Origin of the sequence: Chloracidobacterium validum, from assembly GCF_018304825.1 — a bacterium.
GTDB lineage: Bacteria > Acidobacteriota > Blastocatellia > Chloracidobacteriales > Chloracidobacteriaceae > Chloracidobacterium > Chloracidobacterium validum.
The window spans coordinates 778,346-789,847 of the sequence record NZ_CP072649.1 but is presented as its reverse complement, the minus strand read 5'-3'; the positions used below and the strand labels follow the sequence as shown (position 1 = coordinate 789,847).

Annotated in this window: 5 protein-coding genes; 4 read left to right on the top strand and 1 reads right to left on the bottom strand. The window is 60.6% G+C overall.

Features of this window, described 5'->3' with window-relative positions; all coding sequences use genetic code 11:
- Positions 1-8 precede the first annotated feature (8 nt).
- The 3 genes from J8C06_RS14320 to J8C06_RS14310 all read left to right on the top strand — a co-directional run bounded on the left by J8C06_RS14320 (position 9) and on the right by J8C06_RS14310 (position 6,133).
- On the top strand, positions 9-1,691 hold the full coding sequence (locus tag J8C06_RS14320) for a sodium:solute symporter family protein (RefSeq protein ID WP_211430101.1): 1,683 nt from the start codon (positions 9-11) through the stop codon (positions 1,689-1,691).
- Positions 1,692-1,818: 127 nt separating this feature from the next.
- Entirely contained in the window at positions 1,819-4,662 is a 2,844-nt protein-coding gene (locus J8C06_RS14315) for a reprolysin-like metallopeptidase (protein ID WP_211430100.1), read from the top strand.
- A gap of 157 nt (positions 4,663-4,819) precedes the next feature.
- On the top strand, positions 4,820-6,133 hold the full coding sequence (locus J8C06_RS14310) for a flavin-containing monooxygenase (protein WP_211430099.1): 1,314 nt from the start codon (positions 4,820-4,822) through the stop codon (positions 6,131-6,133).
- Between the two features lie 107 nt (positions 6,134-6,240).
- On the opposite strand, the gene J8C06_RS14305 is transcribed toward J8C06_RS14310, so the two are convergent.
- Entirely contained in the window at positions 6,241-10,077 is a 3,837-nt protein-coding gene (locus J8C06_RS14305) for a carboxypeptidase-like regulatory domain-containing protein (protein ID WP_211430098.1), read from the bottom strand.
- Positions 10,078-10,271: 194 nt separating this feature from the next.
- Here J8C06_RS14305 and J8C06_RS14300 point away from each other — a divergent pair, with 194 nt between their 5' ends.
- Entirely contained in the window at positions 10,272-11,465 is a 1,194-nt protein-coding gene (locus tag J8C06_RS14300) for a hypothetical protein (protein WP_211430097.1), read from the top strand.
- Positions 11,466-11,502 lie beyond the last annotated feature (37 nt).

Here is an 11,502-nt window from a genome sequence, read left to right as displayed (position 1 = left end):
GACCGTCTATGACGTGGCTCGATTGGGTCATCATCGCGGCCTACTTCGTTTACCTCGTGGTGGATGGCTTCCGGGCCGGCCGCCGTGGACAAACCTCGGACGGCTATTTTCGAGCCGACCGCAGCCTGGGCTGGTGGACGGTCGGCTTGTCGGTGATGGCCACCCAGCTTTCGGCGATCACGCTCGTGGGCGCGACCGGTCAGGGGTATGCCGACGGGATGCGGTTCGTGCAGTTTTATTTCGCGCTGCCGATAGCGATGGTCATGCTCTGCGTCACGGCCGTGCCGGGCTTTTATCGCGCCAACGTCTTCACGGCTTACGAATTTCTGGAGCGCCGGTTTGACGCGCGAACCCGTGCCGTGACGAGTGTGTTCTTTCTGTTGTCGCGGGGGCTGGCGACTTCGGTCGTAATTGCTGCTCCGGCGGTCGTGTTGTCGGCCGCCTTGGGGTGGTCCGAAGCGCTCACCATTCTGGTCATGGGGATCGTCACGACGCTCTACACGGTGTTGGGGGGCGTTCGCGCGGTGGCCTGGAATGATGTCAAGCAAATGGCCGTGATTGTGGTTGGGCTAGTCGCCATCTTGTGGCTGCTGATTGCCAAGCTGCCGCCGGTGATTTCGCTCTGGGACGGCTTGCAGGTGGCAGGCGCGACCGGCCGCCTGACGGCCGTAGATTGGCGTTTTGACTGGCAGGAGAAGTACACCGTTTGGTCAGGGCTATTTGCTTCCTTGTTTCTGTTTTTGTCGTATTTCGGCTGTGACCAGAGCCAAGTGCAGCGGTATCTGGCTGCCAGTTCCATTGCGGCGGCGCAGCGGTCGTTACTGCTGAATGCCGTGGTGAAAATCCCGCTCCAGGCCCTGGTGTTGCTGATTGGCGTACTGATCTTCGTGTTTTACGTGTTTGCGCCGGCCCCGCCACTGGTGTTCACCGCGCCGGCTGACCTGCCGGACGAGTCTGCCCGCCGCGCCTATGCGCAGCTTGAAGCTGAATACGCGGCCGCGACCGATGACCGCCGGCAGGCCGCGCTGCGCTATGCCGAAGCGTGGGAACGCGGCGATGCGTCGGCGCAGACTGCCCAGACGGCGTTTTTAGCTGCCCAGGCACGGTGCGAGGTCATCCGTCGGTCGGCCGTGACGCTGTTGACCCAAGCCACCGGCCGCGCTTACGACGACACCAACTACGTTTTTCCAACGTTCGTGCTGTCTCATGTGCCATCTGGTTTGGTGGGATTGATTCTGGCCGCGATTCTGGCGGCGGCGATGTCCACCAGCGCCGGAGAACTCAATGCGTTGGCGACGACGACGGCGTTGGACATTTATCAGCGTTGGCTGAACCCGGCGGCATCGGAAACGCAGTTGGTGCGGATTGGCCAGCTTGCCACGGCGTTCTGGGGCGGATGGGCTTGTGTCGGCGCGCTCTATGCCGCTCGGCTGGGGTCGTTGATCGAGGTTGTCAATCGCTTTGGTTCGTGGTTTTACGGGGCGCTGCTGGGCGTGTTCGTTCTGGCCGCGGCCGACCCCCGCGCCAACGGACGCGGCGCGGTCAGTGGTCTCCTGTTGGGCATGGGCGTGGTTTGGGCCTTGGCTGCCGCCGACATCGTTGCGTTTTTATGGCTCAATGCCATCGGCTGCCTAGTGACGGTCGTCGTCGGCGTGGTGGTCAGTCGCTTGCTGTTTGACGCCAGCCGATAAGCTCAACTTAATTGCACAGTCCAAGGTAATCCAGCCAGTGGCTCAGGGGCGCTGGGGGCAGGACGACAATGAAGGCTGCCGGGTAAGTGAAAGTATCTTTGTAGAAACTACCAAATAGAAACTACCAATGCGTAACAGACAGGCTGCGAACTGGTTGTTTTTGGGGTTGGCGGTTGTGCTGATGTTGGTAAGCAACCAGATGCTGACCAACGTGGGCGCGGCGGCCCAAGCTTGGTTGCCCCGGCCCCACCCAGTACCTGAGCAGGTTATCACCACGCTGTGGCGTCAGGCGATGCCAACGGACGAGTCGCCAGGGGCTGCGCGACAGATACCGAGCCACCCCATCTTTGAACTGGATTTGGCCGCGTTGCGGCAACGCCTGTCAGGCGCGCCGCTGGAAAGCGCCTGCGTAGCCAAGGATTCTCCTTTGATGCTTGAGCTGCCGACGCCAGATGGGATGTTCGCCCGCTTTCGTGTTGTTGAGTCTCCCATCCTCGCCCCCGAACTGGCGGCCCGTTTTCCGAGCATCAAGACGTATGTTGGGCAGGGGGTGGATGATCCAACCCAGACCGTCCGTTTTGACGTGACGCCCCAGGGATTGCATGCCTTCGTTCTCATTCATCAGGCGTCGGCGTTCACGGTGTTGCCGACTGGGCCGGGGCAATCGCGGTATGCCGTGTCATCTGTGCGCACCACCGATGTTTCCAACGGGTTCGGGTGTGAACTGCTCTATGGCGTGGAAAGAACACCGGCAAGCGTCCCCGCTTCCGATGGCGTTGAGCTGCTGCCGATGGGAAGCCAGCTACGGCGCTATCGCATTGCCATCGCGGCTACTTCCCAGTTTACCAGCAGCTTGGGCGGTGGGACGCCCACCGGTGGGCTGGCCGCCGTGACAACCTGGCTGAATGGGGTTAATGCCGTCTATGAACGGGAACTTGCCGTGCGGTTCATCCTGGTTGCCAACAACACCAACATCATTTATGCCAATCCGGCAACCGACCCGTATCCAACGCCGAACACTCGGGCCGGATTGGCGACGGTCGTCCGCAACGACCTAGCGGCCAAGATTGGCGTGGATAACTACGACATCGGCCATGTCCTAGGCATCGGAACGGGCGGAACCGCGGCGATTGGGGTTGTGTGCAGCAATGCCGCTGATGGCTTTGGCGGACCGGGTCCCTTCAAGGGCGCTGGCGTCACCCAAGTCAGCGCCACCGCGCCGGTCGGCAATGCGTTTGATTTGGGCATCCTGTGTCATGAGCTTGGCCACCAGTGTGGGGCAGCTCACACCTTCAATGCGACGGCGCTGGCCGGCTGTCAGAACAACCGGAATGCGGCAACCGCCTGGGAAGTCGGAAGCGGCTCGACGATTATGGCTTACCCTGGTATTTGTGATACCGACAATGTCGTGACCGGCTTTGACTTGCGTTTTCACGCCGGAAGTCTGGAGCAGATCGGGTCATATTTGGCCACAGGTGGTGGCGCGTTTTGTGTGAGTCTCGCCGCGACCGGAAATACGCCGCCCGTGGTGAGCGCCGGCGCGCCGTTGACGATTCCGCGTGACACGCCGTTTCAGTTGACAGCGACCGGAAGCGACGCCGATGGTGATGCACTCACCTATGCCTGGGAGCAGTTCGATGCCGGGGGAAGCTTTATCAACCCACCCTATGGCGACCAGCCGAGTGATCCCCCGACGACCACCCGCCCACTGTTTCGGCCTATGCCGCCAACCGCCTCACCAACCCGTATCTTTCCAAGTCTGCCGTTCATCCTCAACCATGCAAACCTTCCGCCGGAGTTTGTGAATGGATTGCGAACTGGCGAAAACCTACCAAGTGTGACCCGTGACCTACGCTTTCGTGTTACTGCCCGCGACAATCGGGCTGGCGGCGGTGGGGTGAACCAGGCCGAAGTGGTGGTCACCGTCCACGGCCCGGCCGGCCCCTTCCGAGTGAATAACGTCACCGGGGTTTGGGCAGCAGGAAGTCAACAGGCGGTAACCTGGGCAGTAGCTGGGACTGATCAGCCCCCCATTAACTGCTCGACCGTCAACATTGCACTTTCCTACGATGGCGGACTGACCTTTACCACACTGGCCGCCAGTCGCCCAAATACTGGGTTGGCAATGATCCTTGTGCCCTCCACTGCGCCGAACACCACGCAGGCACGACTTCGGGTGGAGGCAGCGAACGGGACAGGAATTAGTGGGGGCAACACGTTTTTTGACATCACGGATGCCAACTTCACCATTGCCCAAACAAGTGCGCCGCCACGCCTAACGACGGTGGGGATGTTCCGCCCATCCAACGGTTTCTTTTACCTGCGCTATAGCAATACACCGGGGTTTGCCGATACGGACTTCTTCTACGGGCTGGCTGCCGACGTACCGATCATTGGCGACTGGAACGGCGATGGTATCGAAACGATTGGGATTTTCCGCAACGGGGAGTTCTTCCTCCGCAACAGCAACACGGCGGGCTTTGCCGATGTACCGGCTTTCTCGATCATGGGCATGCAGCCGGGTGACATTCCACTGTCTGGGGACTGGGATGGGAACGGCGTCGCCACCGTGGGAGTCTTCCGGGCGGGACTCTTTTTGCTCAGAAACAGCAACACATCGGGTGCGCCGGATGTTGTGGTTGCCTATGGCGGCGGTGATGACTTGCCGATTGTGGGTGACTGGGATGGCAACCGGACTGACACCATCGGCGTGTATCGCGGCGGCGTTTTTTTCCTGCGCAACAACAACAGCGCCGGATTACCGGACATCGAGGCGGCTTTTGGCGCGGCTGGGGACACGCCGTTGGCGGGTGACTGGAATGGCGATGGCGTGGATACGATAGGTGTTTTTCGTGTTAGCGAACAGCAGGCGCAGTTTTTCCTGAGCCCGGCAAATGTGTCTGGACCGCTTCCGCCCCCAGTCAACTATGGGTTGCCGACCGACCGACCGGTAGTTGGCAAGTGGCAGTGAAGCGACCAGCGCCACCACCCTCCGCGACTTGAGACCTAGTGCTCACCAAGTGCTAGAATCATCTCAAACTGTGACCGGGCATCGTCGGCTGGAATGGCGAGGGTTCGCTCGCGCATCTGTCCGTGCGCTGTAAGCCACCGTTGGAGGCACTCGCCCCATGTCCCATCGTTTGGATCGTTTCCTAGTGATTGGTGCCGGCCCAACCGGCCTGGTTGTGGCGCGTGCGCTCAAGCAAGCTGGTATCCCCTATGACCAAGTTGACGCCGATGACGACGTGGGCGGCAACTGGCGCCATGGTGTCTATACCACCGCGCATATCATCTCGTCCCGCCGGACGACATCGTTTCCTGAGTACCCTATGCCGGCGCACTACCCGGATTTTCCCAGCCGTGCCCAGATGCTTGCCTATTTGTGCGACTACGCGCGCCACTTTGGACTGTATGCGCACATCGAGTTTCGGAAAGAAGTCGTTGCGGCGAGTCCGCTTGCGGATTGGTCCTGGCAGGTGAAGCTGGCAGACGGCGAACAGCGGCAGTACAAAGGCGTGATTGTCTGCAATGGCCATCACTGGGACCGCCGCTTCCCCACCTACCCCGGAACGTTCATGGGCGAGTGGGTTCACTCAAAGGATTACCGCCGGCCAGAGCAACTGGTCGGCAAGCGGGTGCTCGTCATCGGAGGCGGCAACTCGGCCTGTGACATTGCCTCGGAAGCCGCGCGGGTTGCCGTGTGCAGTCACCTCAGCTTACGCCGCGGCTACTGGTTTTTGCCCAAAACGATGTTTGGCATCCCCACCGTTGAGATGATGCGGGGCTGGATTCCGGTTCCGGTTCAGCGCGCCGTGCTGCGCCTGTGCCTGCGGGTCATTGTCGGCCGATATGCGCAGTATGGTCTGCCCGAACCCGACCACCGCATTTTCGAGCGACATCCGACGGTCAATTCCGAACTCCTGCACTACCTCAAGCATGGGCGAATCCGTCCCCGCCCGGACGTGGCGCGGCTTGAGGGGCAAACGGTCCACTTCGTGGATGGCACGACCGACGAATACGACCTAGTGGTGTGCGCGACGGGCTTTCATGTGAGTTTTCCGTTCCTGCCGCCGGGGATGGTGGAGGTCAAAGGCAGCACGGCACAGCTTTACGCTGGCATGGTGCCGCCGCGCACGCGCAATCTGTACATTTTCGGCACGACCCAGCCACGCTATGGGTTTGGACCGCTGGCCAGTCCGGCGGCCGACCTGTTGGCGCAGCTCCTCGAGCTTCAGGATGCCATGACGCTGCCGTTGAGCGTCGTCTTTGAAGCAAGCGGTGAACAACTGCCAACCACCCATTTGGTGGACCCCCATGCGGCGCTGCGCCGAATGAGGCTGGCGCGTTACTTGACGCCCCTGCTGGTTCGCAAGGAGCGACGGCTGCGCACCTCGCCCAAAGTTGGTGCCATGACCATGTGGATGCCGCCGCAAGCCATTTGAGACACCACAAACCGGGAAAGTAAGCAAACGTAAGGGGCTGCCCGACTGGGCAGCCCCCACGGCAAGCGTCATCCTCAGATGCAAAGCCGCTGATGACGAGTTGATAACTAGAAGCTGAACTTGAGCGCGAACTGAATCTGCCGCGGTGGCGCGGCCAGCGTCGGTGCGCCGCTCAACTGGTAGTTGGGGTTGATTTCCGTGATGTTGACGCGGTTGAACGCATTGAACATCTCGAAGATGAACTCCAGATTGCGCCCGGTAACGTCGGCATCCCGCGAGAAGTAGAACTTGCGCGCCAGCCGAAAGTCCACGGCGATGAAGTTCGGCCCGGTGAAGGCATTCCGTCCAACGTTGCCCAGGAAGGTTGAAAGCGGTAGTCCAAAATTCTGGGGCAGGCGGCTGTCTGGTGGCAGGGTTAAGAATCCATTGCCACGAGGTGACGGGAAGCAGGTCAGCCCGGCCGTCCCGGCGGGGCAGGACTGCACGAAGTTTGGCCGCGCTGTCGAAGAACTGTTGACCTGGGTTTGGTCCACCCCAATCAGCAGCGTGTAGGGACGTCCAGCGCCGGCTTCCACGATGGGCGCGAAGGTCCAGTCGGCCAGCAGGTAACGGCCAGGTCCTTCATTGCGCTTGAACGGGCTGGTGACCACCGCGCTGAAGATAAAGCGGTGTCGCTGGTCGAAGTTTGAGTTCGAGCGATCCAGGCGGGGATTGCTGTTATCCTGTGGCTCTTGGAGCGTCTGCACGTCGGTTGAATCGTCAATTGCGTGCGACCACGTGTAGGAGGCCAGGAACTGGAAGTTGTTGGAAAAGCGCTTGTTCACGCTCAATGTCAAAGCGTGGTAAATCGAGCTGCCGGTGGATTCGTAGTTTTTCGCGCTTCCAAACGGGACAAACGGGGAGCCCTGAAGGCGCGGCAAGTTGAACCGATTGGTGAGCGCAGTCAGAAGCTGTTGCGCCTGGGCGACTGGAATGTTCAAAGTCGCGGCCGTGTAGAGCAGATTGGGTCCTGTCCGCCGGAAGTCATTGAACAAAAAGCGTCCAATTGGGGCAACGGGCGCCGGTAGCCCTGACAACCCAGGGCCAAGGCTGTTCGGTAGTGGGTTATAGAGTCCGGCCAGCGGCCCCGTGCCGAAAAAGCCAACCGTTTGCCCACCAACCACGATGGGATTGGTTTGCGCCTGGGCATTGGCTTGGAGGAGCGCCAGATCCTGCTGGTTGACATTGCGCGGACGAACCAACTGCAAACCACGAATGTAGCTGTAGGTAGCATTGACCGTGATGGTGCGCCCAAGCTGCCGCTCAATCGAGAGGTTTCCTTGCTGGGTGTAGTCAAACTCGAAATCTCGGTTGAGGTGCAGCGTTTGAGATGTAATCGGCGAGGCGAGCAGGGACCGGATGGGTCCGCCGTTCAGAACCTGGAACCCTGGGTCTAGTGGATTGTAGCGTTGTTGTCCAACTTGATAGCCAGGGAGGCCAGGAACGGGGATGTTGACCCGCTCGTTGCGGAAGATAGCTGCCCCGCCAAGCAGTCCGGGGAAGACGAGGAAGGGCGACTGGGCGCCATCCACCACGTCGGAGAGGAAAATCAAGCCTGCCAGGGGTGTGCCGTAAAACAGACCGTACGCGGCGCGTACCACCGTCTTGCCATTGTTGAACGGGTCCCAAGCAAAGGCCAGGCGCGGCGCGATGTTGTTGTAATCACGCGGGATACCCTGCTGGATGCCGATGATCTGCTCACCGGCCGCAAAGAGGTTCGGCATGTTGATCGTCCCAACATTACCCGGCCCGACGAACGGTTCCGGGCGAACTGCCTGAACCTGCTTAGTGTATTGCACGTCGTACCGCACGCCGTAGTTGAGCGTGAAGTTCGGACGAATCTTCCAGCTATCCTGGGCAAAGAGGCCGAGCACCGGGTTGTTGAAATTACTGTTCGGGTTGCCGACGTTTTGAACGTAAGACTCTGGAAGCCCTAGCCCGTAAGCCTGGACGCCGTTGAAGGCCGGGAAGCCTTGCGCCGCCGGGAACAATTGGTTGGGAGGAAAGGCGTAAACACCACCGAAGTTGACTTCAAACAACGCATTGTAAAGCAGAAGATTGAAGTCAGCCCCGAATTTCAGGGTGTGGTTGCCGGCAATCTTCGTGAGGTTATTCGTGACCTGCCAACGCTTTTCCACGCGCTGGGTGGGTGAAAACGGCTCACGTCCGAAGGAGGCAAACCCGGGAACTTCAACCCCGACGATCTGGCTTTGTGGGCCGTAGTCCACGCCCCGGCGTGAAAACTGGAAGCGCGATTCATTGATGAGTGTTGGGCTGATCGTGGCGACGTTCTGCGCCACGAACGCAATGTCGCGGGTGCCCTGGAAGCCGGTGCGGGTGAAGTTGTTGAGCGCGGTGGGCTGGTTCTGTCCATTCGAGGGAATGCCCCGGACGGTCGAGGGTGTCACGCTGATCCGCGCGAAGAACTGGTGAATGTCATTGAACCGATGGTCAATCCGCAGCGCCGGCAGGAACGTCCGCTCGCGCAGCGTGTAATTGCCGAGCAGCGTGTTCATCGGGCGGAAGCTGCCAAGTGGCACCGGCGAGTTGAACCCAGGGTTGGTAATGCCCAGCGCCGCGAGCGTTGGGAAAATGGACTGGCCGTTGGTTTGGCGTCCGGTGAGGCCGACGCTTGAACCTTCACGCGCCAAAAAGTAAAACGTGTTCAGCGCCTGAAAGGTAGCATTGGTCAACAGCGCCGTTTGCGCTGCCGCTGGCAATGCGGTAAACGGCGTGCTCAACGGGATGCCGGTGGCTTGCGACAAACCACTGAGCGCCGCATTGAGGAAGGCGACTTGCTGGGGCGTGACCTGTGCCGCCTGGCCGCCGATTGGCACGAAAACACCGGCCGGCAAGTTGGACAGCCCCAGGTTGGGAGACGTCGCCAACAGCGTTGGCGGCGTGAAGGTCGTGAAACCAAAGCCGTTGCGTCCGGTGATGTTGAATCCGGTGCCGTTCAGGTTTTGCGTCTCAAACGACAGGAAGAAAAAGGTTTTGTCCTTCACGATGGGTCCGCCGAGCGTAAAGCCACCCTGGAAGCGGGTTTCTGGGTATTCGCGCACGCCAGCGAAGGCATTGTTGGCGGAAAAGGCCTGGTCGCGGAGAAAGGCAAAGACATTGCCGCGTAACTCGTTGCCGCCACCCTTCGAGACGATGTTGATGACCGCCGAGGAAGCGCGTCCAAACTCCGGCGCAAAGCTGTTGGTCAGGATTTGAAACTCCTGGACGGCTTCCTGGGAAACCGTGGCGCGCACGCCGTTGACGGCTGAATCGGTCGCGTCCGCGCCGTCAATCGAGACGTTGTTGGCGCGCGCGCGCTGACCGCCGAAGTTCAGCCCCGACGTGGGCGCGACGCCCAATTTGGGCTGGTTGTCACGGGTTGTCGTCGAGGTCAGCAGCGTAAAGCCCACGTAGCTCCGGCTGCTCGTGGGCAAGTTGTTGATGGCGCGCTGGTTAATCGTTTCCGCCACGGAGGTGCGGGAGCCTTCGATAACCTGCGTATCGGCCGTGACAACGATTTCTTCCGTCGTGTCGCCAACCCGCAGGGTAAAATCGAGCTGCGCGGCCGCGCCGATGGTGAGCGCAACGTTGCGGTTCACGGCGCGGGCAAAGCCGCCTGCCTCGACAGAAATCTCGTACGAACCCGGCGGAAGCGCGATGAATTGATACACACCGGCATCGTTGGTGGTCGCTTCGCGGGTCAGCCCCGTGCGCTCCTCCCGTGCCGTAACCTTTGCGCCGGCAATGACTTTGCCACTGTCATCGCTGACTGTCCCGCGCAGGTCGGCGGCGTTGACTTGTGACTGGGCAAACGTCGTCGCCGGGGTGAGCAACGAAGGTGTAATAATGGAACACGCGCCAAGACATAAGCCAAACAGCCCACGGCGCAGATGACACAGCAGCATGGAAGTAACTCCTTTTTTTTCCACAGATTGCTTCATAGCATCAGAGTTGATGGCGGCCGTTGATGCTTATACAAGTCAACCTCCAACCTCTCACGGGGCGCGACTGCGCGCCTTGCCCGGCTGCGTTTAGCGCGCGAGCCGCCGTAGCGAAAGTGCTTTCCGAGGGAAACAGAGTGAACTTACGGGTTTCTAGCATGTTAGTTGGTGGTGGCGCAAGGGCGCGTCATGCGCGTCAACCCGTCGCCGGACAGTATTTTGCAGTGCGTCATGGCAAGTGGTGGAAGAACTATGGACTGGCGCTGTGCGGGGTTTTGTCCCTGGGGGGGCTATGTCCGGCAAGTCACCGGGCGTCCCCATCCCAGGCCACGCCCCAGGTGGCTGAAGCCCAGGCGACGGACGAGACGGCTGTGGCGCAGAGCTTTTCCACAACCGAGCTACCGCTGCGCGCTACCGAAATCGAGGCGCGTGTCAGAGAAGCCTATCAGCGCAACCGCGACGTGGATGACGTGGCGGCCGATATTGACCGGCGGGGCGTCAGCTTTGAAATGACGGAAGCTTTTGGACGCAAAATGCGCTTTTTGCGGGCTGCTCAGGTCGAAAGCGCGCTGTGGCGAGCCGACGAACGCCGCCAGGCCGTCACGGCCCAGCCCCAGCGTCCGGTGGCCCTGCTAACCGACACCCCGGATGTTCCGCTCTACCAGGAACATCAGCCGCTCATCGAGCAGGTGCGCGCCGTCGCCCAGGCCTATGTGGCCAGCTTGCCGGATTTTACCGTTCGGCAGCGGGTGCAGCGGTACTACCGCCTGGGAGGCCGCCCCTGGCAGCTTGGCGACTACCTCGAAATCGCCATTGCCTATTCAACGGAAAAGGGCGAAAAGCTGGAACTCAAGCTCCAGAACGGCGTCTCGACCTCGCTTGGCCTGGATGAAGTCGGTGGTTTGACCTCAACCGGGCAGTTTGCGGGCTTGCTCAAGTCGCTTTTTGACGAGACTTCCAATGCCACCTTCCGCGAAGCCGGGATGACCACCTTCTACGGCCGACCCTGTCGGGTCTTTGAATACACGGTCGAAACAGCTTACTCGCGGCAGACCTTGCAAGTCGGCAAGGCGCGAACGATTGCCGGCTACCGTGGGCGCATCTTCGTCAATCCAGAAACGCGCCGCATTGTCCGGCTGGAATCCGAATGCTTTGACTTGCCACGCGACTTTCCGGTTTCGGAAGCCATCTCAATCGTTGAGTTTGGTTGGGTGACGGTGGGCGACAACGACTATCTGATGCCGGTGGCCGCGCGCGTGGCACTGACCGATCGCAAAAACCGCATCACATCCCTCAACTGCATTGCCTTCCAGAAGTACGGTAAGTTCGAGACAACCGTCGTCGTGGAGTGATGGGGGCACAACGGGTGCGTCCTGGCGTGGCTCTGAC